The organism is Kitasatospora sp. NPDC114501, from assembly GCF_055633695.1.
In genome coordinates this window covers 103,613-126,037 of record NZ_JBVKDS010000020.1, presented here as the reverse complement: position 1 = coordinate 126,037, position 22,425 = coordinate 103,613, and the positions used below count along the sequence as shown (strand labels likewise).

The window sequence follows — 22,425 nt, the reverse complement described above, 5'->3', positions numbered from 1 at the left end:
CCCGCCCGGTAGTCCCCGGGCGGCAGCCGCCGAACGGCGGATCCGCGGGGTCACCCCCGGGCCCGCGGGTCCGCCGACACCCCATCAGGAAGCTTGTACCGAAAGGTCCGTTTCCTCATACTTCCGGTCAGCGTCTGTCAGGAGCAGATCATCCGCCGCGCTTCCGGAGAGCACCGGCCGGGGTCCGCCCACCGCCTGACCACGCTTCACGGCCCCGACCCCAGGGCCGTCACCCCCTCAGGAGGACATCGGTGAGGACCACGCGCACCACGCCCCGCACCGGCACCAGGCGCCGCTTCCGGCTGCTCGCCGCGACCCTCGGCCTGCTGACCGCGACCGCGGTCGCCACGCCGGGCGCCGCCGCCGCCCCCACCCCCACCGCGCAACCGGGACAGCTCTCGGCGGTCAGCGACGCCATCCTGAACGCCGAGGTCGACGGCACCGCCTGGTACGTCGACGAGGCCGCCGGACGCGTCGTGGTGACCGCCGACAGCACCGTCACCCCCCTCGCGCTCGGCAGGCTGATGAGCGCCGTCGGCGCCAACGCCGCCGCCGTCGACATCCACCGCGTCCCCGGCACCTTCACTCCGCTGGTCGCCGCCGGGGACGCCATCTACGGCGGCCAGTACCGCTGTTCACTCGGCTTCAACGTGGTGAGCGGCAGCACCCACTACTTCCTCACCGCCGGGCACTGCGGCAACGTCGCCCCCGACTGGTACACCGACGCCAACCACCTCACCCGGATCGGCCCGACGATCAGCTCGACCTTCCCCGGGCACGACTACGCGCTGGTGCGCTACGACAACGCCGCGCTCAGCCACCCGGGCGGCTTCACCTCCGCCCCGAACGCCTTCGTCGGCGAGTCGGTCCAGCGCACCGGCTCGACCACCGGCACCCACGGCGGCACCGTCACCGGCCTCAACGCCACCGTGCGCTACGCCGGCGGCGGCACCGTCACCGGCCTGATCCAGACCAACGTCTGCGCCGAACAGGGCGATTCGGGCGGCCCGCTGTACGACGGCGCCAAGGCGCTCGGCCTCACCTCGGGCGGCAGCGGCGACTGCACCTCGGGCGGGACGACCTTCTACCAGCCGGTCAACGCGGCGCTCTCCGCGTACCAGGTCAGCGTCTACTGACCGGGCCCTTCCAGCCTTGCCAACCCTCTGAGCCGTCCGAGCCGTCCGAGCCGTCATGACCCCGTCGGCCCGCCGCATCTGCGCGGCGGGCCGACGGCCCTGTCCGGGGGGGCGACCGGTCAGCCCGCGTACACGTCCTCGACGTACCGCCCGGTCTCGACCAGCCCCTGGAGCCAGGCCTGCGCCCGCCGCTCGTCGGCCCCCGGGGTGCGCTCCCGGTACATCGCCCGGAACGCCTCCCGGACGCCCGGCGCCATCCGGGCCCCGTCGCCGCACACGTACACCTCGGCTCCGGCTTCGAGCAGCTCCCAGACCTCGGCCGCCTCGGCGGCGATCCGGTCCTGCACGTACCGCCGCCCGTGCTGCGGCCGCTCGCTGAAGGCGGGCCGCAGCGAGACCGCGCCGGCCTGCTCGGCCGCCTCCAGCTCGCCGCGGTGCAGGTAGTCCGCCGCCGCGTCGTCGCAGCCGAAGTACAGCAGCGCCGGGGCGAGCCCGGCCCCCTCGGCGAGCAGCGCCCGGCGGTCGGCGACGGCGCCCCGGAAGGGCGCCAGGCCGGTGCCGGCCGCGATCATGACCACCGGGGTGCGGTGGCCGATCCGGAACGCCTCCCGGCAGGGCTGCACCCGGGCCAGCACGGTGTCGCCGACGGCCACCCGGTCGAGGTAGCCGGAGCCGGTGCCCCGGAAGGCGCCCCGGCCAGAGCGGGCCGGGGCGCTGAGCACCGAGACCATCAGCTCCACCTGGCCCGGGTCGCCGGCGGGCGAGGAGGAGATCGAGTAGTGCCGCGGCCGGATCGGCGGCAGCAGTTCCAGCAGCACCGGCCAGGTGAGCCGCTCCTGCACGGCCGGGTGGTCCTCGATCAGGTCCAGCAGGGTGCGCGGGTCGTCCTCGGGCAGCGCCCGCAACGCGGCCTGCTCGGGCGGGCAGGGGTTGAGCGCGGCCAGGGCGGCGCGCTGCTCGGCGCTCGGGCGGTCCTGCAACTCGACGTGGCGGGTGAGCAGGTCGCGCACCGTCACCGGGCGGTCGACGGCCAGGCCGGTGCGCCGGTGCGCCACGATGCCCAGCACCGTGTCCGGGTCGGCGCCGAACAGCTTGGCGGCCCGCTCGACCAGCACCGGGTCGTTGGCCGGGAGCACGGTGAGGTGGTCGGCGGTCCGGTAGCCTGCGCCCTCCGGCAGGGCCAGCCGCACCAGCCGCTTGACCCGGGGATAGGCGGGGTCGGTCAGGCTGCCGACGGCGGTGACGGTCAGCTCCGCCATGTCGTGCCGGGCGGCCAGCGCGGCCAGCGGGCCGCCGGTCACCTCGGTCACCGAGTAGGCGGCCTCCGGCCGCGGCGCGGCGGGGGCGTCGGCGTCCCCGTGGCGCGCCAGCAGGGCCTCGCGCAGCGCCGCGGTGAACTGCCGTACGGTGCCCGCCAGATCGCCGGAGGCGTCGGCCTCGGCACGGGCCAGCAGCCGGGTGCCGCCGAGCGCGGCCAGCCGGTCGTCGATCAGCGCCGGGACGCGCTGGTAGGTGGCCGCGTAGGTGCGGTCGCCGATGCCGAGCACGGCGTACTCGACGCCGTCGGCCGCTCGGGTCTCCGGCCCCTCCTGGGCCTCCTGGGCCTCCTGGAGCCGGCGGACGAACAGGGCCGCGTCGTCGGTCGGCTGCCCGTTGTACGAGGCGGCGGTGATCACCACCGGCCGGCCGGTGGGCAGCCCCTCCGCGTAGGCGTCCAGCGGGGCGATCTCGGTCTCGCAGCCGAGGTCGGCGGCGGCCTCCGCGAGCTGCCGGCTGAACTCCCGGCACGCGCCGTAGTTGGAGCCGTGCAGGAGCAGCAGCCCGGTCCCGCGGCGGACCCGCGCGGCGCGCTCGGCGGCCGGGCCGGCCTGCCGGTCGACGGCCGTCGGCCCGGCGGTGCCGAGGGCGGCGGAGGCCTGGACGGGGGCCCGCCGGGCGAGGCCGAGGGTGAAGCCGTCGGGCTTGATGGTGAGCGTCTGCTTGACGGTCAGCCGGTAGTCGGCGTGGTCGATCAGCCGGTAGCGGTGGACCAGCATGCCGAGCAGCATGACGGCCTCGTGCAGCGCGAACTGCCGCCCGATGCAGGCGCGTTCGCCGGTGCCGAAGGGCTTGAAGGCGTGCGGGGAGCGGGCCTCCTCGCGCTCGGGGTCGAACCGGGACGGGTCGAACAGCTCCGGGTTGTCGCCCCAGGCCGGGTCGCGGTGCAGCATCGGCGTGGTGACGAAGACGGTCTCCCCGGCGCGCAGCGGGATGCGGCCGCCGAGCAGGGTGTCCTCGCGCGCCTCCCGGCTGAACGCGGGCGCCGTCGGCCACAGCCGCAGTGCCTCGTTGAGCACCTGGCGGGTGTGGCGCAGCCGTCCGACGTCCTCGTAGGAGGGCTCCGGGTCGGCCCGGGTGCCCCAGAGCCCGTCCACCTCGCGCTGCACCTGCCGCAGCACGGCCGGGTGCTTGACCAGGTAGTACAGCGCGAAGGAGAGCGCCCCCGAGGTGGTCTCGTGGCCGGCGATCAGGAAGGTGATCACCTGGTTGCGGATGTTCTCGGCGTCCAGCCGGGTGCCGTCCGAGGGGCGGACCGCGCCGAGCATCAGGGCGAGCAGGTCCTCGGCCGGGCCCTGGACGCCCTCCCCGGCGCGGGCGGCGATCACCTCGTCGACCACGGCGGCCAGGTAGTCGGCGTCGGCCCGGAAGGCCGCGTCGCGCTCGCGGTGGTCCGCCGCCGGGTCGCGGGTAAGCCTGGTCATCGCCCAGTCCAGGCAGCGCACCATCGCCTCGACGAAGGGGTGCGGCTCGTCCCGCTCGAAGGAGCCGAAGTCGAAGCCGAAGCCGGCCAGTCCGATCGTGTCCAGGGTCATCCTGGTCATGTCGCCGGGCACGTCCACCGGCAGTCCGGCGGCCTCCCGGCGGTCCCAGGAGTCGACCAGCCGACGGGCCACCCGCAGCATCACCGGGTGGTAGGTGCGCATCGAGCCGAGCGCGAAGGCGGGCATCAGGATGTCGTGCGCCCGGGCCCAGTTGGGCTCGTCGTTGAACGCGGTGAACAGGCCGTCGCCGGTGAACTGGCGGACGTTCTCCAGGGCCGGGCTGATCGACTTGGTGAACCGGGTCTCGTCGGCCAGCTCCGCCACCAGCTCCAGGCCGCTGACGACCAGGGTGTCCCGGCCGTGCAGCCGTTGGACGAAGGCCGGGCCGTGCTCTCTGGCCAGTTCCATGGTGCGCAGCACCGGGGCGGCGAGCGGCGGCGCCGACGAGATGTCCACCAGCGGGACGGCCCGGCTCTCGGCCCCGGCCGCCCGCTCGTCCTCGGTCGCGCTCTCCACGGTCTCGGTCATCGGTGTGCCCCTCCCACAGCAGGAAACTTTCGGCTTCCACCACTGTGAGCCCACCGGGCGGGGGTCCGGGCCCCGGTCACTACATGATTGTGTAGTACCCGGGGCCGTCACGGGCTTGCCCACGAACCGTCAGCACCGGCCCCCGGGGAGGAGAACCACTCATGCGTACGACCGAGGGCTGCGGCCCGGCGCCGGACGACGGGCTGGAGGCGGCGGTGATCTGGCGCAACCGGGCGCTGCGGCTGCTGGACCACGTGCCGCTGCCCATCGCGGTGTGCGAGTTCGGCGGTCGGATCCTGATCGTCAACCGCGCGATGGCAGCCGAATTCGGCCGTTTGCCGGGCCAGTTGCGCGACCGTAGGATTCTGGAGTTCTTCACCCTGCGGGACAGCGGCACCCTGGAGGCGCTCACCGAGGCCGTCCGGTTGCACCGCCGCTCGCAGTACCCGGCGCGGGTGTCCTGGACGCCCGCCGGCGGCCGGGAGCGGCACGGTGAGATGACCGTCGCCCTGGTCGGCGACACCCCGGAGCAGACCCCGAGCCTGTTGCTGTCGCTGAACGCGGCGGAGCCCGCAGGCGAGGCGGCCCCGCCGTCCGGCCCGCGGGCCGAGGCCAGCCCGGTCGAGGCCCGGATCCTGGCCGCGGCGGCCCGCGGCGACACCACCGCGCAGATCGCCCGGGAGATCGGCGTCACCCCGGACGGGGTCAACTACCACCTGGCCCGGCTCTCCCGCCGCTGGCGCGTCCCCAACCGCACCGCCCTGGTCGCCCGGGCCTACGCCACCGGCGTGCTGCTCCCGGGCACCTGGCCGCCGCGTCCGGCTCCCTCCTTGTGATGCTTCGTCAGGTATTTGTCTCATAGCGGGAGTTGATCCGATCGCCCGTACGGCCACGGAAGAGGCATACCGGCCGCGATCAGATCCGAGCGGCCCCGCCCGGCGCCTGCCGTCGCTCCGCCTCGATGAACGCCGTCGTGGCGGAGGGGTTCTGGAACGGCCGGCCGTAGGCCTCCCCGAGCCGGACGAGGGTGGTGACCTCCGTCGTCCAGCCGTGCCCGTCGAGCCACTCGTCGGTGCCCGGGCCGAGCCCGCCGCGCCACAGGCCGGTGAGGTGGGCGAGCGCCGGATCGTCCGGGGTGCGGCTGAGGTCCCGGCCCTGCTCCAGCAGCAGCCGGCTGCCCGGGGCGGCCAGCCCGCCCACCGCCGTCAGCAGGGCGGCCGCCTCCTCTGCGGTGAGGTAGACCAGCAGCCCCTCGGCCAGCCAGACCGAGCGCCGCGCCGGGTCGAAGCCGGCGGCGACCAGCCGATCGGGCCACCGCGGGTCGAGCAGGTCGGCGGGCAGTGCGGTGCGCTCGGCGTTCGGTGCGGCGCCGATCCCGGCCAGGACCTGTTCCTTGAAGGCGAGCACCGGGCCCAGGTCGAGTTCGAACACCCGGGTGCCGCCCGGCCAGTCCAGCCGGTAGGCCCGGGTGTCCAAACCCGCCGCCAGCAGCACCACCTGGCCGGTGCCGGCGGCGCGCAGCCGGTCGTCGTAGAAGCGGGTGCGCAGGATGCCGTGGGCGAGCAGGGCCCGGGCGAAGCCGCTGCCCGGCTCGGCGGGGGCCAGATCGAGACCGGCGGCGGCGACGAACGCGGCGGCGTACGGGTCGACGAAGAGGGGGTCGGGTCGGGAGCTCTCGTAGGCCCGCACCCGGGCGACCGACAGGGCGGTGCGGGAGACCGGGCTGAGCGGTTCGGAGGTCGTCATGCCCGGCAATCTACATCGGCGCCGATACATCGGTGAAGATGTATTCTGGCGGACATGGACGGCGTGCAACTCCTCAGACTGGGCAAGCGGTTGACCGAACTCGGCCGCGCCCTGATCACCGACCCGGCCTCCGAGCAGCTCACGGCCGGGGAGATCGCCGTGATCTCCGACGTGTTCCGCCACCCCGCCTCCTCCGTCCAGGAGATCCGGGTCCGCACCGGCTTCGCCCAGAGCCACGTCTCGGTCTCCGTCGCCCGCCTGCGCGAACGCGGTCTGCTCGACGCAGCCCCCGACCCGGGCGACGGGCGGCGCACCCTGCTGACCGTCTCCGAGCCGGCCCGGCGGGCCATCCGCGCCCACGTCTCCCGGCCCGCCGAGCCGGTCATCGCCAGGGCCGTTCCGGACCCGGACAAGGCGCGGCGGGTCACCGAACTGCTGGACGAGCTCGCCGGCCTGCTGCTGCCCTGACCCGGCCTGGCGCGTCACCCACCGCCAAGGGCCTCCGCCACGCGGGAATTCCACAACTCCGTCACAAGCTCCGCCGGTTGCTCCCCGCACGGAGCCGTTCCCTGCCATCATCCCGACTGAGCCCGGGAGCCGCCCGGGCGTGGCCGGAGGGAGCGCGATGGACGCGCGGATCAGGGTCGTCGGCGGCGACGAGCTGCGGGAGACGGCGGAACTCCGGGACTGGCTGCGGGCCCGCCGCGCGGACGCGTCGCTCGAAGTGACCACCAAGCGCGGCCGGGTCACCCTGACCGGACGGCGGACGGAGCAGGCGCGGGCCGTGCCGCTCCTCGCCGAGGTGCCGAGCGACGACGATGAGTGAGCTCCTCGGCCGAACCCCGGCGCCACCCCTGCGCACCGGCGGCCCGGCCCACCCGGGCAAGATACGTGCGACCGCCCGCCTCGTGGCCGGGGTCCTGCTCGTCCTGACCGGCCTGGCCGCCGTCGCCCTCGGCTTCTCCCGGTTCGTCGACACCTACGACGAGGTGTTCGCCTACCGCGACGGCCCCGCCTGCGCCGCCCTCGCCGGCCCGCCCGCCAAGGACTGCACCACCCGGGAGACCGGCCGGGTCACGGGCAGGAAGACCACCTGGGAGGGTGAGAGCACCAGCCACGAGCTGACCGTCTCCCGCGAGACGGCGCCGGACCGCACCTACTACGTCTCGGCGGACCTCTACGACAGCGCACGGACGGGCCTCGACGTGGACCTGACGGTCTGGAACGGCCGCGTCATCGAGCTCTCCCACGGGGGCCACCGCATCGCGATCGTCACGGTCCCCTGGCGCCCCGTCCTCGAGCTGGCCCTGCTGATCGGCGCGGGCACCGCCCTCGCCGTCCAGACCCTGCTGCGGGGCCACCGGACCGGCTGGAAGGCCCCCGCCGCCGCCTACCTCTCCATCGCCTTCCTCGCCTTCTTCGGCAGCACCGTCATGATCACCATCGGGTGGTCCTTCGCCACCGCCCTCGCCGTCGCGATCACCGGCTGGCTGGTCCTCACCGCCGGCATCACCGCCCTGTTCCGGGACACCCGTTAGCACCCCGCCCAGGGCGAGCCCACCGTCCCGGGCAGGACGCCGGGCCGCCGACGGAGCGGCCGGTCGGTCCGAAGACCGGCCGGCCGCTCCGTCGTTCCGGCCCGCGGTCAGTGCAGCCAGGGCTGGTAGTTCGGGTTGTCCACGCAGCCGGACTCGACCAGCGAGGCGGTGGCCCGGTCGACCGGGCAGGCCCGGCGGATGAAGTGCCGGTCCACGCCGCCGGGGAAGGCGACCTCCACCTGGTCGGCGTACTGGTGCTGGTCGCCGATGGTCGCGTTCACGTTGATGCCGCCGGGGGCGTCGATGAAGTAGTCCCAGGGCACCTTCTTCCACTTCTTGTAGAGCTCGGGGTCGTAGGTGGTGCTGACGAACGGCGAGGGCTGGTTCTGCAGCACGTAACTGGTGATGTCGTACTGGCCGTTGACGTCCTTCGGGGCGAAGCCCTGCTCGAAGATGACGGACGGGTCGCGGCCGTCCGAGCGGAAGAGCGGGTGGCAGTCCTTGCGCCAGTGCGGTGCCGGGGTGATGCGGGGGACGTCCACCCGGCGGTCCACGGCGGCGTACAGCGGGTCCGGTCCCTCCGGGATGCTCTCGAAGGTGCTGGCGGGGAGGGTGACGGTCGGCCGGGCGGCGCAGTCGTCGGCGCGCAGTTCGGCCTCGTCCGCGAAGTCGATCCGGCGGCCGTCCAGGACGATGGCGACGGCCTCGGTGCCGAGTTCACGGATGACGACGCCGTCGCACTGGGGCCCGCTCCAGAGCGCCTCCCCGCTGGGGTCGAGGCAGCGGAACGGGGCGGTTTCGGTCTCGGCCGCGGGGGCGGCGGCGGCCAGGCTCTCGGGGGTGAGCACGACGGCACAGGCGAGGGCGACTGCGCCGGCGGCCGTGCGAATTCGGAAGTTGATCACGAGCGGTACCCTGGCCGCCCGCCACCCCCGAGGTGCCGCAACCCACCCGTTCGAGGGCGCGTCCGCGACTCGGGTTGACGTGCTCGGCCGTCAGGCGAGGACGACCGGCGTGCCGCTCAGCTCGACGCCCGCCTGGTCGAGTTCGGCGACGGCCCGGACGGTGGTCTCGGCGGAGACGCCCGCGGTGTAGTCGAGCAGGACCCGGACCGCGAAGTCGGCCCGCACGCCGTCGAGCGCGGTGGCCTTCACGCAGTGGTCGGTGGCGATGCCGACCACGTCCACCTCGGTGACCTCCCGCGCGCGCAGCCAGTCGGCGAGGGCGGTGCCGTCCGCGGCGAAGCCCTCGAAGCCGCTCTTGGAGGCGGAGTGCGCGCCCTTGTAGAAGACCTCGTCCACCTTCCCCTCGGCCGCGGGGACGAAGTCGGGGTGGAACTCGCTCCCCTCGGTGCCGGCGACGCAGTGCACCGGGAAGGAGTCCTTGAAGTCCGGGCGGTCGGAGAAGTGGCTGCCCGGGTCGAGGTGGTGGTCGCGGGTGGCGACGACATGGGTGTACTCGCTGCCGGCGGTGCGCTCCACGAGGTCGGCGATGGCGCGGGCCCGGCCCGCACCGCCGCCGACCGGAACGGCTCCGCCCTCGCAGAAGTCCCTCTGCACGTCGACCACGATCAGTGCACGCCCCATGGCACAGCCCTTTCTGACGGAAGCCCCGGTCCCCCCACCCCTGCCCGGCCGGCCGGCGCGATGCACCTCGCACGTGCGATGTTCACCCGGCCGAGAACCCGCCGTAGCGGCGTTGACGCGCCGCCCCGGGCCTTCTGCCGGACGCCGCCTCGGCCGCGGCCGGCGGTGCTCACCGGTGCGGCAGAATGGCTGAAGATCATTTCCCTGGGAGGGTGTGTGCTGCTGCTCGACCTCGACACCGTGGCGCCTCGCGAGCGGGTGGAGGCGTTCCATCACGCGTTGACGGATTCGCTGGTCCCCAACGACGTCGCCCACGAGGAGCCGGAGACCGGGATCCGCGCCCGGATGGAACTCTGGCGCGTCGGCGGACTGGACTTCTTCGCCACCCGGAACTCGGGCTTCGAGGTGCGGCGGACGGCCCAGCACGTCCACCACCACCGGAGCGACCCGGTCGTCTCGGTCTCGCTCCAGCCCCGGGGCGTCCACCGGGCCGAGGTCGCGGACCGCCGGACGCTCCTGGGCGCCGACGACATCTGCGTCTTCCACGAGCTGTCGCCCCGCGTGTACGGCTGGTCCGGCGACGGGGCCTCCCAGGCCGTCATGTTCGACATGAACCGCCTCGGCGTGCCGGTGGACACGGTGGTGAGGGCGTCCCTGCGGTTGCGCGCCAGTCCGCTGTACGGCCTCGTGCTGGAGCACCTGCGGGGCGTCTGGCGCGATCCCGGCCGACTGGAGGCCGATCCCGGCGCGGAGGCCCTGGCCTCCGCCACCACGGAACTCGTCCGCGCGCTGCTGCTGTCGGCCGCACACGCCGAACAGGCCCCCGAGGTCAGGTCGACGATGGACGAGACCCTGCTCACCCGGATCACGGCCTACGCGCGGGCCCACCTCGCGGACCGCGACCTGACGCCGGAACGGATCGCGGCGGAGCACGCCGTGTCGGTCCGCCGGCTCTACGCCCTGCTCAGCGGGGCGGGGATCAGCCTGGAGCAGTGGCTCATCGCCGAACGGCTCGGGAAGGCACGGCGCATGCTGGCCTCCGCGCGGTACGACCGACTGACCGTCGCCGCGGTCTCCGCCCGCTGCGGGTTCAGCAGCCCGAGCCACTTCAGCCGCCGCTTCCAGGCGGCCTACGGGGTCTCCCCGAGCGAATGGCGGCGGCTCGGCGGCGCTGTCGCCGCGGACGGGCCCGGGTGACCCGCCGGGTCCGTCCGAGACAGGTTCGCCCCCGAGGCACAAGGTTCCGGCACTCCCCGCAGACAGGGACAAGAGCCGTGCACCGTGGGGCATCGCGGCGGTGTCACCGTGTGTCGAGGACACGGAGGGATGACCACGAATGACGACTGCCACGACCGAACAGCGGCGGCGGACCCCGGCCGGCACCGCCGCGCTGCGCGAGCTGATCGAGCAACTCGCGGAGTCGCTCCGTCGGTCCGTCACCCTGACCGACCCCTCGGGCCGGCGCGTCTACTCGAGCCGGCACTTCGACGACGCGGACCCGGCCCGCCTCCACAGCCTGCTCCAGGGACGCGTGAGCAGCGAGGTCGCCCGGCACGTCCGCGACCAGGACGTCATCCGGTGGTCCAAGCCGGGTTTCCTCCCGGGCCGGGAGGAGCTCGGGCTGCTCCCCCGCTACTGCGTGCCGCTGCGTGAGCGCGGCCACCTCCTCGGCCTGCTGACGGTCATCGCACCGGACGCCACGCTGGCCCCGGAAGAGATCGGGACCGTCGCCCGGGCGACGCCCGCCGTCGTCGGCCAGCTGTACGCCGACCACGTCGCGGCCGATGCCCGGAGGACCGGGGAGCAGAGGCTCCTCCTGTCGCTGCTGGACTCGGACCCCGCCGCGCGTGCCGGCTCCCGCACCCGGCTCCTGGACGACGCACTGCTCCCGGACGCCTCCCACGCGGTGGTCAGCGTCGTGCAGGTGGCGCGCTCCCGGGTGTCCCCCGGGCAGGTGGCGTCCGCACTCCACGGGGTGCTGGAGGGACTCCGCCGGACCCGGTCGGCGCACGGGGCCTTCGCGGTCACCTCGCACCGGGCAGTCCTGCTCCAGGTCGCCGACCGGCCGCCGGCACCGGAGGAACTCCGGGAGCAGTCCGCCCGCCTCAGGGAAGCCCTCGGCGCCCGCCTGGGCGCCTCGGCCGCGCCCGTCATCGGCATCGGCGGCCACCAGAGCGGCCTCGCCGACGCCTGGACCTCCCACGAGCAGGCACTCGTCGCGGTCCGCGCGGCACGCCGGATGCCCGGCCTGGACGGCATCGGCTCCTGGGAGGAACTCGGCGAGTTCGCCGTGCTCCTGCAACTGCCGGACCGTGCCCTGAACGAGTCGCTGCTCCCGAAACCGCTGCGCGCCCTGCTGGAGTCCAGCGGCGGGCACCGCCTGGAGGCGACCCTGCGGTGCTTCCTCAACCACGCCGGATCGGTCCCCAGGACCGCCGAAGCGCTCCGGATCCACCGCACCTCGCTCTACTACCGGCTGCGGCAGATCCAGGAGGTCACCGGACTCGACCTGGACAGCGGCGCGGACCGCATCACCCTCCACCTGGGCCTACGCATCCGGGAACTCCTGGTGTCCCTCGGCGCCTCCGGCGACGACGACCGGCCCGGGGAGCATGCCGCCGGGGAGGTCGCCCACGGTCGAGCGCCGCTCGGAGCGGCTCGACGTCGGCTTCACGATCGCGTCCCCTGCCACGGGTGACAGCGCGGCTGGCCGAGAACGTAGCAGCGCAGGTCGACGTCCTCGGGCAGGACGGGCCTGGCGCGGGGGAGGGCGACTGCGCCGACCGCCACGATGAACGTCCTGGTCACGGCGTCGCTCCCCTTCTTGGTCTGCGGGGCCTGGAAGAGCAGGTAGCGGGCCGCCAGGTAGTCCTCGGCGGTGAGACGGGGCCGGGCCAGGAGGTCGAGGGCGGCGGAGTGCAGGACGGCGCTGTCCCGGGGAGCGGGCGTGGCGGTGTGGACCGGCCTGCCGCCGGTCTCCAGCCGGGAGACGTCCAGCCCCCGGGACGCGGCCCGGGCGACGAGTTCGGCGTCGGCACGGCGGGCGGCATCGCCACGCAGGAGGCGGTTGCCGGCGATCCGCCGCCCGTCCGGCAGCAGCACCCGGTTCTGGAGGGTGTCGCCCCTGACGCCCTCGGCGGCGAAGCGCAGTTCGGCGAGACGGCCGTAGCGGAGCATGACGTCCCAGGCCGGGGTCGCCCGGCCGCCGGTGTAGGTGCGCGTGGCCTGGTCCCACCGGGCGCCCTCGCGCAGGCGGCCGACGTCCCCGAGGCGGTCGTAGTTGGTGTCGCCCTCCCGGATCGGGGTGCAGAAGCGCTCCGGGTCGAAGGCGGCGCCGCCGCCCGGAGGCGGGCCCATCGTGACGGCGAGACGGTAGCGCCAGTCGACCAGGTGCGCGTGGACGGCGGCCAGCGCGGCCACCCGGGCCGACGGGTCCGGGGCTGCCTGCCACATCCGGGCCAGCAGGCCGGCCGCCCCGTTGGCCGCGCTCGCCTGCTCGGAGGCGAACTTGCGGGCCGTGGTCTGTCGGGCGGGGTCGGCGAAGCGCAGGGCGAGCGGGCTGGTGGGGAAGTCGCCGGGGGTGAGCAGTGCGATGGTCATGACGCTCTCCTCGCCACTCGATCAATAATTGGGTGTCATCGTTCAGTTCGAGACTGGTAGCGTCCCGGACGTGGCAAAGCTGAACCAGATCATCGCCGTCGAAAAGGGCGTCAAGTCCAAGTCCTTCCAGGAGCTGACGCAGGCCCACCAGGACCTGCAGAAGCCCGCGCTGCTGGCCGGGATCTCCCGCACCTACCAGCCCAAGGACGAGGAGGGCGAGCAGCTGCCGCCGGAGTCGACCAGGGTGCAGCTCAAGGCCGAGGACATCCTGCGGTCGACCGCGAACACCCTCACCCGGCTCTTCGACGTGACGGCCACCAAGGACTGGGCCAACGTCGACGCCCGCGCCGACGTGGTGGTGGACGGCCAGGTGCTCCTCCCCCAGGTGCCGGTGCCGTACCTGCTCTTCCTGGAGAAGCAGCTCACCGACCTGTTCACCTTCGTGAAGAAGCTCCCGGTGCTGGACGCCTCCGAGTCCTGGAACCTCGACCCGTCCACCGACTCCTGGAAGACCGAGCCGGTGCGCACCATCCGGACCAAGAAGGTGCCGCGCAACCACGTCAAGGCCGAGGCCACCGAGAAGCACCCGGCCCAGGTCGAGGTCTACTACGAGGACGTCGCGGTCGGCTACTGGACCACGGTCAAGTTCTCCGGCGCGCTGCCGGCCCGCCGGGTGAACGAGCTCGCCGAGCGGGTGGAGAAGCTCCAGCAGGCGGTCAAGTTCGCCCGCGAGGAGGCCAACGCCGTCGAGGTCACCGACCAGCGGGTGGGTGACGCCGTCTTCGGCTACCTGTTCCGGTAGCCCCATGATCGCCCGCCCGGGGAGCCGGGCGGGTGCACCGGGCGCGTCACCGATCCTGTCCGGGGAGCCGGGCGGGTGCGTGCGCTGCGCGGTGCGAAAAGCTGACACTGATGTTGAAGCTGACCAGGGGTTTCAGTGGAGGTTCGAATCCTCCCCCCGGCACCACCGGCCGGGGTGGCCCAACCAGGCAGAGGCAGCCCCCTGAATCTCAGACTCTCGCTCCAGTCTCAGCATTCGCCGCCGAACACCGGATCGACCGGGCGCGGACGAATATCGACGAATGCAGGTTCGAGTCCTGTCTGTGCCGCTCCGTGGCACGGTAGTTCAAAGGCAGAACGCGTCGATTTCAATCTGATCCGCGACCCTTAAACGTGCCGGTGTGCGCAATTGGGCGGCACACAGGGGCCCGGGAGCTGGCTACGCTCCCGGGTCCTGTCGCTCGCCCAGGGCCGCCAACTGCTCCCGGATCCGCCCGGCTTCGGCGGTGCGGTGCTGGTCGAGGTAGCGGGCGAGGGCCTCCTCCCAGGCCCGCCGGGCCTCGGCCGGGCTCCCCAGGGCGCGGTGCGCGTGGCCCAGGCAGGCGAGCGCGTCGGCCTCCTCGTAGTGGTCCCCGAGCCGGCGGCGCAGCACCAGGGCCCGGCCGTAGTACTCGACGGCCAGGGCGTACCGGCCGCTGTGGTGGGCGGTGTAGCCGAGGCTGTCCAGGGTGTACGCCTCGGTCTCCACGAAGCCGTGTCGGTGGCACAGGGCCAGGGCCAGTTCGCAGTAGTGCCGGGCCTGCCGGTGGTGGCCGAGGCGGGCGTGGTACCAGCCCACCGCGTTGAGGGCCTCGGCCTCGCGCGGCGGGTCGTCGAGCAACCTGCGGATCCTCAGGTTCCGGACGCTGTGCGCCAGCGCCCGCGCGTCGTCGCCGCGGCGCTCCCAAGCCAGCGCCAGGTTGAGGTGGGTCTGCGCCCGCCCCGCGGCGTCGCCCGCCCGCTCGTACAGGGCGAGGGCCCGGCCCAGGTGGTCCAGCGCCCCGTCGTGCCGGCCGAGGTCGACGAGCGCACGGGCGAGCAGCCGGTGGGCCGGCGCCGGGCCGGCCGGCTCCCCCAGGGCCTCCAGGGCCGGCAGCGTCGCCTCCAGGGTCTGGACGCGGTCCGGCAGGCGGCCGCGGCGCCAGTGGAAGGTGTCCAGCGCCCAGGCCAGCCGCCACGCCTCCTGGTTCCGGCCGCTCGTCAGGGCGAGCGCGTGCGCCGCGAGCAGGCACGGGTGCTCGGTCTCGAACCACGACATCGCGCCCGCGGCGTCCTGGGGAAGGCCGCCCGCCGCGCCGGAGCCGTCCTCGGCGATCGGCGTCCGGTGCGGGGCCAGCAGCCGGTCGCAGGCGAGCGCGGTGTCGGCGTAGTGGCGGACCGCGCGGCGCAGCGCGGCGTCCCGGACGGCGGCGGGCCGCTCGTGGCCCCGCTCGGCGGCGTACAGGCGGACCAGGTCGTGCATCCGGTAGCGCCCGGGGGCGTACTGCTGGAGGAGGTGGGCCGTCTCCAGGGTGCGCAGGACGGCCCGGGCCCGGGGGGAGGGCAGGGCGGTGAGGGCCGCCGCGGCGTCCAGGCCGATGTCGGGCCCCGGCGCCAGGCCCAGCAGGGCGAAGGCCCGCGCGCTCCGGGCGTCCAGGGCGCGGTAGGAGGTGTCGAAGACCGCCCGCAGGTCGGTGGCCAGGTCTCCGGCGCTCAGGGCGTCGAGCCGGGTGGTGGCGTCGTCGAGTTCCGCGGCGAGCGCCGCGAGGGGCAGGCCGGGCCGGGCGGCGGCGCGGGCCGCGACGACGGACAGGGCCAGCGGCAGCCCGGCGCACTGCCGCAGGACGGCGGCGACGGCGGCGGGCTCGGCCGCCACCCGGTCGTGGCCGAGGGCGCCCAGCAGGATCCGGCGGGCCTCCTCGGCGTGGAGCGTGTCGAGGGCCACGTACCGGCAGCCGTGCGTCGCGGTCAGGCCGCCGAGGTCGCTGCGGCTGGTGACGAGGACGGTGCAGGAGGCGCTGCCGGGCAGCAGCGGGCGGACCTGGTCGGCGTCGCGGGCGTCGTCCAGCACGACCAGCATCCGCCGGTCGGCCACCAGGGAGCGGAACAGCCCGGCCTGGGCCTGCGGATCGGCGGGGACGGCCGCGGGCTCCGTGCCGAGGGCCTCCAGGAAGCCGCGCAGCACCGCGGCGGGCGGCGTGGGACCGGTGAGGCCGAATCCGGAGAGCTGGGCGTAGAGCTGTCCGTCGGGGAACCGGGCGAGGTGCTCGTGCGCCCAGCGCAGGGCCAGCCAGGTCTTGCCGATGCCGCCAGCGCCGCCGATCGCCGAGATCACCAGGACCTGGCCGTCGCCGTCCGGATCCCTCGGCGTCCGGTCGCCCTGCGGCATCCCGCCGTCCTTCAGCATCCCGTCCAGGAAGGCGAGTTCGCGGCTCCGGCCGACGAAGGCCGCCGGCGCCGCCGGGAGCTGCCGCGGCACCGGCCGGGCCGGCCCCGCCGGGGGTGGCGCGGCAGCGGGCGGCCCGGCCGGGCGGCCCGGTGCGGCGTCGAGTGCCGGGTCGGCGGCGAGGATCCGCTCGTGGAGGCGGCTCAACGCCGGGCCGGGGCTGCTCCCGAGTTCCTCCGCCAGGTGCCGCCGGATCCCCTGGTACCAGTCCAGGGCGTCGGCGGACCGGCCGCCCCGGTGGAACGCCAGCATGAGCTGCCCGGCGATCCGTTCGTTCAGCGGATGGACCCGGGCCAGGGCGACCAGGTCGGCCACCAGCCGCTCGTGCTGCCCGAGGCGGAGCCGGAGGTCGGCCAGGTCCAGCCGGGCGGCCAGCCGCTCCCGGTCGAGGAGGTCGCGCTCCGCGTTGAACCACGGGGTGTCCGCCCCGGCGAACGCCGGTCCCCGCCACAGCCCCAGCGCCTCCTCCCAGAGCCGGGACGCCTCGTGTTCGCGGGCCTCGTCGCGGGCCCGGCCGGCCAGCTCGCGGAACCGGTGGACGTCCACCGACCCGGCGGGTGCCCCCAGCCGGTAGCCGCCCCGCTCCCGGACGATGTCCACCCCGACGCCGGACAGCGCGCGCCGCAGCCTGGACACGTACCCGTACAGCACGTCCCGGCCGCCGCCCGGGGCGCTCCCGCCCCAGACCCGGTCCACCAGGACGTCGGCCGGCACCGCCTGCCCGGGATCGGCGAGCAGGGCTCCCAGCACCCACTGCTGCCGCGCGTGCCCGATGTCCACCGGCGCCGCGTCCCGCCACACCGCGACGGCCCCCAGGACCCCGAAGCGCACCTCCATGCCGATCGCCCTCCCGTCGTGGCCGAACGACCCTGTCTACCCGCCGCCGACCACGGGGTACAGCCCGATTCCAGACTTCCCGAAGGTTTTCCGCAGACCGCCCGAGCACGGTGTGGAGCACGACGCCCGGCCCGGGCACGGCGGTCGGCGACCGGATCGATCCGGCGCGGACCGCCGGGCGGGGCCGGACGCACGGGGCGGCGGCGGGCTCGCCGCCCCGCCGGGAGGGAGCGGGCGGCACCGGGCCGCGCGCCCCGGCACCGCCCGAGCCGGCGGTGCCACCCGGCACACCATGCCGGGAAACAGCGGAAGGAGTCACGGATGACCAAGGTCCTGCGGACGATCGGCGACCGCCTGGTCGAGCGACTGGTGCCCGGGACGACGGCCCACGCCGTCACCTGTAGCAGGGTCGGCTCGAAGTGCATCACCGGCAGCTGCGCCGGCCAGCGCAACTACACCCAGTACCGGGTGAACTGCTCGGACGGCAGCTACTACATGGAGTTCGGCCACTGCGGCTGCTGATCCGCCCAGGGCGCTGAGCCTTCGGGCCGCGCCGCGACGGCGAGGGGGGCGGGGTGCCGGCGGTCCCGCGAGGAGCGGGCCGCCGGCACCCCGTGCCGTGAACGCTCCCCGGTACTCCAGGTACACGACGGAAAGGTGTCGCCGACATGGCGCTGGTCGCACTGTCCTGCCGCGTACTGCTCGCCGTGGTCTTCGCGGTCGCGGTGGTGGGCAAACTCCGCAGCGCGGAGTCCTTCGGGGCGTTCGTGGGCTCCGTACGGGGGTTCGCCGCGCTGTCCCCGGAAAGGGCGCGGGCGGTGGCCGGCCTGGTGGCCGCGGCGGAGGCGGCGGGGGCCGTCCTGCTGGTGCTGCCGGGCCCGGCCTCGGTCGCCGGGTTCGCGCTGACGGGCTGCCTGCTCACGGCGTTCACCGTCGCGATCGGGGCGTCGCTGCGGCGCGGGGTACGGGTGCCGTGCCGCTGCTTCGGCGCGTCCACGAGCAGCACCGGAGCCGTCCAACTCGTCCGCAACGGCCTGCTGGTCGCCGTGGCGGCGACCGGTGCCGCCACGGCGCCGAACGGCCTGCCGGACGCACCCGGCGGCCTCGCGGTGGCCGTCGGCACCGGCCTCGTCCTGGGGGTCGTCGCCACCGTGCTCGACGACGTCGCCGAGCCGCTGCGCGACGTCTTCCCCGCCACCGTCCGGAAAGGACAGAGCTGACATGCCCTACCTCGTCGCCGCCGTCGTACTCGTCGGCGCGCTGTGCCTGCTCGACCTCCTGGTGACCGTCGGGCTGATCAGGAGGCTGCGCGCGCAGCGGTCCGCCCGCCCGGCCGCCGGCGCGTCCGCCGACGCGTTCGCCGCCGAGGGGCTGCTCGCCCCGGGCGCGGCCGTCGGCGCCTTCGAGACCAGCACCGCCGACGGGCGCCCGCTGCGCAGCGGCGACCTCGCCCCCGGGACGGTCGTGGCCTTCCTGACCCCCGGCTGCCCGCCGTGTCGCGCCCAACTGCCGGAGCTGGTCGCCGCGTTCGCGTCCGCTCCGGACAGCGGCGCGGTCGCCGTCGTCGCGGGCGGCCAGCGCGGGGAGGCGGAGACCGAGCGGATGCTCGGGGAGCTGGGGCCGGTGGCCAGGGTCGTGCACGAGCCCGACACCGGGCCCGTGACCGAGGCGTTCGCCGCCCGTGCCTTCCCCGCCGTGTACCGGGTCCGCGCCGTCGGTGGCGGCGAACTCGTGGTGGAGGCGGTGGGCGAACACGTCCTGCCCGCCCCTGCCCCGGCGCCCGCCCCGGCGCTCCGGTGAAGGCGGCGGGGACCGCGCGGGGGGCGAGGGCCGCGAAGGCGGCGAAGGCCGCGCGGGAGGCGAAGGCCGCGCGGGAGGCGAAGGCACCGTCCCCGGGACCGCGGCGGCTGGCCGGCGTCCTGCGCGCGGCCACCGGGCTCGCCTTCCGGGCGGCGCCCCGGCACCTCACGGCGCTCACCCTCCTCACCGTCCTCGGCGCGGTGCTCCCCGTCGCCTCGGCGTGGGCCGTGCGGGCGGTGCTGGACCGCCTGGCCGCCGGCGGCGGGCCCGACGCGCTCCTCGCGCCGACCGGAGCGCTCGCGGCGGCCGCGGTCGCCGCCGTCGCCGTCTCCCACCTCCTCCAGTACGTCCAGGCGCAGACCCAGCGCGCGGCCGGGCTGCTCGCCCAGGACCGCCTGCACCGGGCCGTCGACGCCCTGACCGGCCTGAGCCGGTTCGAGGACCCGCGCTTCCTCGACCGGCTGCGCCTGGCCCAGCAGGCCGGGGGCCTGGTGCCCACGCAGGCGGTCAACAACGTGCTCGGGGTCCTGCGCGGCACCCTCACCATGGCCGGATTCCTCGGCTCGCTGGTCGCGCTCAGCCCGCTGCTGGCCGTCGCCGTGCTCGTCTCCGGTGTGCCGGCGCTCCTCGGGGAACTGGTGGTGAGCCGCCGCCGGGCGAGGATGTTCTGGACCATCGGCCCCGCCGAACGCCGGGAGCTGTTCTACCTCCAGCTGCTGACCAGCACCCGGGCGGCCAAGGAGGTCCGGCTGCTGGGCGCCGGCGGCTTCCTGCGCGCCCGGATGCTCGACGAGCGCCGCAGGGCCGACGCGGCCAGACGGGCGGTGGACCGGCAGGAGCTGGCGATCCAGTCCGGCCTCGGGGTGCTCGCCGCGCTGGTCGCCGGGCTCGGCCTGCTGTGGGCGGTCCGGGCCGCGGGGCAGGGCCGCATCGGCCTCGGCGACGTCTCCCTGCTGGTGGTCGCGCTGCCCGCCGTGCAGGCGGCACTGGCCGCGCTGGCGGCCGAGATCGCGAACGGGCACCAGGCGCTGCTGCTCTTCGACCACTACGTCGCGGTCCGGGGCACCCGGGACGACCTGCCGGTCAGCACCCGCCCGCGACCGGTGCCCGCCCTGCGCGGCGGCATCGAGCTGCGCGACGTCTGGTTCCGCTACGGCCCCGACCACCCGTGGGTGCTGCGCGGGGTGGACCTCACGATCCCCGCGGGCAGCGCCGTCGGCCTGGTCGGGCTCAACGGCGCGGGCAAGACCACCCTGGTCAAGCTGCTGTGCCGGCTGTACGACCCGGAGCGCGGCGAGGTCCGGTGGGACGGCACCGACCTGCGGGACTTCGACCCGGCCGAGCTGCGCCGGCGCATCGGGGCCACCTTCCAGGACTACATGGAGTACGACCTCACCGCCGGCGAGAACATCGGGCTCGGCGACCTGGAACGGCTGGCCGACCAGGACGGCGTCGAACGCGCCGCGCGCCTGTCCGGGATGCACGAGGTGATCGCCGGCCTGCCCCACGGCTACCGCACGATGCTGAGCCGGACCTTCTTCTCCGAGGAGGACAGGGACGACCCGGCCACCGGAGTCGTCCTGTCCGGCGGGCAGTGGCAGCGCCTGGCCCTGGCCCGTTCGCTCCTGCGCGACCGCGCCGACCTCCTGGTCCTCGACGAGCCCAGCTCCGGCCTCGACGCCCAGGCCGAGCACGAGATCCACCGGCGCCTGCGCGAGCACCGGGCGGGCCGCACCAGCCTGCTGATCTCGCACCGGCTCGGGGCGCTGCGGGACGCCGACCTCCTGGTGGTGCTGGAGGACGGCCGGATCACCGAACGGGGCTCCCACGAGCAGCTGGTGCGGGCCGACGGGGCCTACGCCCGGCTGTTCGCCGTGCAGGCCAGCGGCTACCGCGCGGCGGCCCCGGCGGCTGAGATCCCGCCCGCGGTCCCGGCCGCACCACAGCCCGAACCCGCGACCCGTCACGCCGTCGCCCGTACCCCCCGTCGCGTCCCTGACCTGAGGAGGTCCCCCGATGCGGCCATCCCGCCGACAGCTGCTCCCGCTCGCCGCCGCCGTCGCCCCGGTCCTGCTGGGCGCCCTGCTGGCGCGGCGCCGCTACGCCGTGGTCACCGTGGCCGGCATCAGCATGGAACCGGCCCACCGCGACGGCGAGCGGCTGCTGATCCGGCGGCTCGACCGGACCGGCCGCCCGGGGCGCGCCGGCCCCGGCCGGGGCAGCGTCGTCGTCGCCGCCCTGCGACCGCCCTCCCCGGGGCCGCCCGGTACGGACGACGCGGGGGCGTACGGCGAACCGCCCCGCGCCCGCGGCCGGATCATCAAGCGCGTCGTGGCGGGCCCCGGCGACCCGGTGCCCCCGGGGCTGGGGCCCGCCCTCGCCGCCGAGGCCGGCCGGCCCGTCCCGCCCCACCGGTTCGTCGTCACCGGCGACAACGCCGCGCACAGCCACGACTCCCGCCACCTCGGCTACGTCGACCGCGGCGACATCCTCGCGGTGGTGGTCCGCCGACTGGGCCCCGCCCGCGAGCAGGTGCGGGGCTGAGGCCGACTTCCCGCGCGGCGCAGGCGAGTTGGCTAGACTGCGGCGGGCCTGGCATGATCACCGACGAAGGGGCAGGGAATGAGCACCGACGAGACCGTGGCGAGGGCCGCCGAGTTCGGGTCCGACGGATCGGCCGCCCTGCACATACGTCAGGACATCCCGCACAGCGCCCGGATGTACGACTACTTCCTCGGCGGCAAGGACAACTTCGCGGTCGACCGTGAGGCCGCCGGTCGCGTCCTGACCGTCTTCCCCACCATGCGCACCGCGGTCCACGCCAACCGCACCTTCATGCGCCGCGCCACCCGGGCCCTGGCCCGCCGCGGCCTGCGCCAGTGGCTGGACATCGGCACCGGCATCCCCACCTCGCCGAACCTCCACGAGGTCGCCCAGGCCGTCGAACCGCGGGCCCGCGTGGTCTACGCCGACAACGACCCCGTCGTCCTGGCCCACTCCCGCGCCCTGATGACCAGCACCCCCCAGGGCCGCACCGCCTACGTCCACGGCGACGTCCGCGACCCGGCCGCCATCCTGGCCACTCCCCAGGTCGCGCAGACCCTCGACCTCACCCGGCCCCTGGTCGTGTCGATGGTGGCCCTGCTCCACTTCGTTCCCGAGCTGGACGACGCCCGCGCCATCGTCGACCACCTCGTGGCACCCCTGCCGGCGGGCTCCGCGCTCGTCCTCTCCCACGCCACCGCCGAACTCGACCCGGCCGGCGCCTCCCAGGTGGAGAAGATCTACAACCAGGCGGGCACCTCCCTGCGGCTGCGTCCGAAGGCCGAGTTCGCCACCCTCTTCGACGGCCTCGACCTCCTCGGCCCCGGCATCGTCCCCGCCCACCGCTGGCACGACGACGACACCGACACCCCCGCCGACGACACCGTCCCGGCCACCGTCACCGACGCCCAGGTCTCCTTCTACGCGGCCGTCGCCGTCAAGCCCTGAGACCTGAGGCCTGAGACCCGCCGAGGGCACCACCCCGCCCGGCGCACCGGCCCGGCGCCGGGCGGGTCTTGAAGCCGAACTGGACAAAGTAGGATGACGTAACTCTCGTGCTACGCG

The 22,425-nt window shown here is 75.1% G+C and carries 19 protein-coding genes and 1 pseudogene; 14 read left to right on the top strand and 6 right to left on the bottom strand.

Annotation, left to right across the window (positions count from 1 at the left end; translation table 11 throughout):
* Positions 1–251 precede the first annotated feature (251 nt).
* On the top strand, positions 252–1,136 hold the full coding sequence (locus ACZ7RU_RS32220) for a S1 family peptidase (protein WP_470344510.1): 885 nt from the start codon (positions 252–254) through the stop codon (positions 1,134–1,136).
* Positions 1,137–1,255: 119 nt separating this feature from the next.
* Here the strand turns inward: ACZ7RU_RS32220 and ACZ7RU_RS32215 are convergent, their stop codons facing one another.
* A complete protein-coding gene (locus tag ACZ7RU_RS32215; protein WP_470344509.1) occupies positions 1,256–4,465 on the bottom strand; it encodes a bifunctional cytochrome P450/NADPH--P450 reductase in 3,210 nt (1,069 codons plus the stop codon).
* A gap of 161 nt (positions 4,466–4,626) precedes the next feature.
* Between ACZ7RU_RS32215 and ACZ7RU_RS32210 the strand changes: the two genes are divergently transcribed.
* The gene (locus ACZ7RU_RS32210) at positions 4,627–5,301 is read left to right on the top strand and encodes a helix-turn-helix transcriptional regulator (RefSeq protein WP_470344508.1); all 675 of its coding nucleotides are present in this window, start codon (positions 4,627–4,629) and stop codon (positions 5,299–5,301) included.
* 79 nt (positions 5,302–5,380) lie between these two features.
* Here the strand turns inward: ACZ7RU_RS32210 and ACZ7RU_RS32205 are convergent, their stop codons facing one another.
* Positions 5,381–6,211, bottom strand: a complete 831-nt coding sequence (locus ACZ7RU_RS32205; protein ID WP_470344507.1) for an SAM-dependent methyltransferase — start codon at positions 6,209–6,211, stop codon at positions 5,381–5,383.
* A gap of 54 nt (positions 6,212–6,265) precedes the next feature.
* Here ACZ7RU_RS32205 and ACZ7RU_RS32200 point away from each other — a divergent pair, with 54 nt between their 5' ends.
* The 3 genes from ACZ7RU_RS32200 to ACZ7RU_RS32190 all read left to right on the top strand — a co-directional run bounded on the left by ACZ7RU_RS32200 (position 6,266) and on the right by ACZ7RU_RS32190 (position 7,749).
* Positions 6,266–6,679, top strand: a complete 414-nt coding sequence (locus ACZ7RU_RS32200) for a MarR family winged helix-turn-helix transcriptional regulator (RefSeq protein ID WP_470344506.1) — start codon at positions 6,266–6,268, stop codon at positions 6,677–6,679.
* A 157-nt stretch (positions 6,680–6,836) separates the two neighbouring features.
* A complete protein-coding gene (locus ACZ7RU_RS32195) occupies positions 6,837–7,037 on the top strand; it encodes a hypothetical protein (protein ID WP_470344505.1) in 201 nt (66 codons plus the stop codon).
* Positions 7,030–7,749 (top strand): hypothetical protein, encoded by a 720-nt coding sequence (locus tag ACZ7RU_RS32190; protein WP_470344504.1) that lies wholly within the window; start codon positions 7,030–7,032, stop codon positions 7,747–7,749. Before ACZ7RU_RS32195 ends, ACZ7RU_RS32190 begins: the two co-directional genes overlap by 8 nt.
* A gap of 107 nt (positions 7,750–7,856) precedes the next feature.
* Here the strand turns inward: ACZ7RU_RS32190 and ACZ7RU_RS32185 are convergent, their stop codons facing one another.
* Positions 7,857–8,444 (bottom strand): ADP-ribosyltransferase, encoded by a 588-nt coding sequence (locus ACZ7RU_RS32185; protein ID WP_470344551.1) that lies wholly within the window; start codon positions 8,442–8,444, stop codon positions 7,857–7,859.
* A 300-nt stretch (positions 8,445–8,744) separates the two neighbouring features.
* Positions 8,745–9,335 (bottom strand): isochorismatase family protein, encoded by a 591-nt coding sequence (locus tag ACZ7RU_RS32180; RefSeq protein WP_470344503.1) that lies wholly within the window; start codon positions 9,333–9,335, stop codon positions 8,745–8,747.
* Between the two features lie 216 nt (positions 9,336–9,551).
* On the opposite strand from ACZ7RU_RS32180, the gene ACZ7RU_RS32175 reads away from it, so the two are divergent.
* Both ACZ7RU_RS32175 and ACZ7RU_RS32170 read left to right on the top strand, forming a co-directional pair.
* Positions 9,552–10,532, top strand: coding sequence for a helix-turn-helix transcriptional regulator (locus ACZ7RU_RS32175; RefSeq protein ID WP_470344502.1), 981 nt, complete (start codon positions 9,552–9,554; stop codon positions 10,530–10,532).
* 139 nt (positions 10,533–10,671) lie between these two features.
* On the top strand, positions 10,672–12,033 hold the full coding sequence (locus ACZ7RU_RS32170) for a PucR family transcriptional regulator (RefSeq protein ID WP_470344501.1): 1,362 nt from the start codon (positions 10,672–10,674) through the stop codon (positions 12,031–12,033).
* Here ACZ7RU_RS32170 and ACZ7RU_RS32165 read toward each other — a convergent pair.
* Positions 12,006–12,935, bottom strand: a complete 930-nt coding sequence (locus ACZ7RU_RS32165; RefSeq protein WP_470344500.1) for a hypothetical protein — start codon at positions 12,933–12,935, stop codon at positions 12,006–12,008. The two genes, ACZ7RU_RS32170 and ACZ7RU_RS32165, sit on opposite strands and share 28 nt — an antisense overlap.
* A 70-nt stretch (positions 12,936–13,005) precedes the next feature.
* Here ACZ7RU_RS32165 and ACZ7RU_RS32160 point away from each other — a divergent pair, with 70 nt between their 5' ends.
* Positions 13,006–13,737 (top strand): DUF7873 family protein, encoded by a 732-nt coding sequence (locus ACZ7RU_RS32160; RefSeq protein ID WP_470344499.1) that lies wholly within the window; start codon positions 13,006–13,008, stop codon positions 13,735–13,737.
* Between the two features lie 417 nt (positions 13,738–14,154).
* On the opposite strand, the gene ACZ7RU_RS32155 is transcribed toward ACZ7RU_RS32160, so the two are convergent.
* Positions 14,155–17,016: an AfsR/SARP family transcriptional regulator gene (locus ACZ7RU_RS32155; protein ID WP_470344498.1), complete on the bottom strand. Its 2,862-nt coding sequence runs from the start codon at positions 17,014–17,016 to the stop codon at positions 14,155–14,157.
* 321 nt (positions 17,017–17,337) lie between these two features.
* Here ACZ7RU_RS32155 and ACZ7RU_RS32150 point away from each other — a divergent pair, with 321 nt between their 5' ends.
* The 6 genes and pseudogenes from ACZ7RU_RS32150 (at position 17,338) to ACZ7RU_RS32125 (ending at position 22,308) form a co-directional block, all read left to right on the top strand.
* Positions 17,338–17,538 carry a hypothetical protein gene (locus ACZ7RU_RS32150; protein WP_470344497.1) on the top strand — a complete coding sequence of 67 codons (201 nt, stop codon included), beginning with the start codon at positions 17,338–17,340 and terminating at the stop codon, positions 17,536–17,538.
* Between the two features lie 146 nt (positions 17,539–17,684).
* A complete protein-coding gene (locus ACZ7RU_RS32145) occupies positions 17,685–18,236 on the top strand; it encodes a MauE/DoxX family redox-associated membrane protein (RefSeq protein ID WP_470344496.1) in 552 nt (183 codons plus the stop codon).
* 1 nt (position 18,237) lies between these two features.
* Positions 18,238–18,816: a TlpA family protein disulfide reductase gene (locus tag ACZ7RU_RS32140; RefSeq protein ID WP_470344495.1), complete on the top strand. Its 579-nt coding sequence runs from the start codon at positions 18,238–18,240 to the stop codon at positions 18,814–18,816.
* A pseudogene (locus ACZ7RU_RS32135) lies at positions 18,813–20,774 on the top strand (ABC transporter ATP-binding protein); the annotation flags it as partial. The gene ACZ7RU_RS32140 and the pseudogene ACZ7RU_RS32135, both read left to right, overlap by 4 nt.
* A 58-nt stretch (positions 20,775–20,832) precedes the next feature.
* A complete protein-coding gene (locus ACZ7RU_RS32130) occupies positions 20,833–21,360 on the top strand; it encodes a S26 family signal peptidase (protein WP_470344550.1) in 528 nt (175 codons plus the stop codon).
* Between the two features lie 78 nt (positions 21,361–21,438).
* On the top strand, positions 21,439–22,308 hold the full coding sequence (locus ACZ7RU_RS32125) for an SAM-dependent methyltransferase (RefSeq protein WP_470344494.1): 870 nt from the start codon (positions 21,439–21,441) through the stop codon (positions 22,306–22,308).
* Positions 22,309–22,425: the final 117 nt, after the last annotated feature.

Bases quoted from the DNA above. Each gene is read 5' to 3' on its own strand.
- ACZ7RU_RS32200 (WP_470344506.1), top strand. From the start codon at position 6,266: ATGGACGGCGTGCAACTCCTCAGACTGGGCAAGCGGTTGACCGAACTC.
- ACZ7RU_RS32150 (WP_470344497.1), top strand. From the start codon at position 17,338: ATGACCAAGGTCCTGCGGACGATCGGCGACCGCCTGGTCGAGCGACTG.
- ACZ7RU_RS32190 (WP_470344504.1), top strand. From the start codon at position 7,030: ATGAGTGAGCTCCTCGGCCGAACCCCGGCGCCACCCCTGCGCACCGGC.
- ACZ7RU_RS32215 (WP_470344509.1), bottom strand. From the start codon at position 4,465: ATGACCGAGACCGTGGAGAGCGCGACCGAGGACGAGCGGGCGGCCGGG.
- ACZ7RU_RS32130 (WP_470344550.1), top strand. From the start codon at position 20,833: ATGCGGCCATCCCGCCGACAGCTGCTCCCGCTCGCCGCCGCCGTCGCC.
- ACZ7RU_RS32165 (WP_470344500.1), bottom strand. From the start codon at position 12,935: ATGACCATCGCACTGCTCACCCCCGGCGACTTCCCCACCAGCCCGCTC.
- ACZ7RU_RS32145 (WP_470344496.1), top strand. From the start codon at position 17,685: ATGGCGCTGGTCGCACTGTCCTGCCGCGTACTGCTCGCCGTGGTCTTC.
- ACZ7RU_RS32180 (WP_470344503.1), bottom strand. From the start codon at position 9,335: ATGGGGCGTGCACTGATCGTGGTCGACGTGCAGAGGGACTTCTGCGAG.
- ACZ7RU_RS32170 (WP_470344501.1), top strand. From the start codon at position 10,672: ATGACGACTGCCACGACCGAACAGCGGCGGCGGACCCCGGCCGGCACC.
- ACZ7RU_RS32125 (WP_470344494.1), top strand. From the start codon at position 21,439: ATGAGCACCGACGAGACCGTGGCGAGGGCCGCCGAGTTCGGGTCCGAC.
- ACZ7RU_RS32205 (WP_470344507.1), bottom strand. From the start codon at position 6,211: ATGACGACCTCCGAACCGCTCAGCCCGGTCTCCCGCACCGCCCTGTCG.
- ACZ7RU_RS32140 (WP_470344495.1), top strand. From the start codon at position 18,238: ATGCCCTACCTCGTCGCCGCCGTCGTACTCGTCGGCGCGCTGTGCCTG.
- ACZ7RU_RS32210 (WP_470344508.1), top strand. From the start codon at position 4,627: ATGCGTACGACCGAGGGCTGCGGCCCGGCGCCGGACGACGGGCTGGAG.
- ACZ7RU_RS32155 (WP_470344498.1), bottom strand. From the start codon at position 17,016: ATGGAGGTGCGCTTCGGGGTCCTGGGGGCCGTCGCGGTGTGGCGGGAC.
- ACZ7RU_RS32195 (WP_470344505.1), top strand. From the start codon at position 6,837: ATGGACGCGCGGATCAGGGTCGTCGGCGGCGACGAGCTGCGGGAGACG.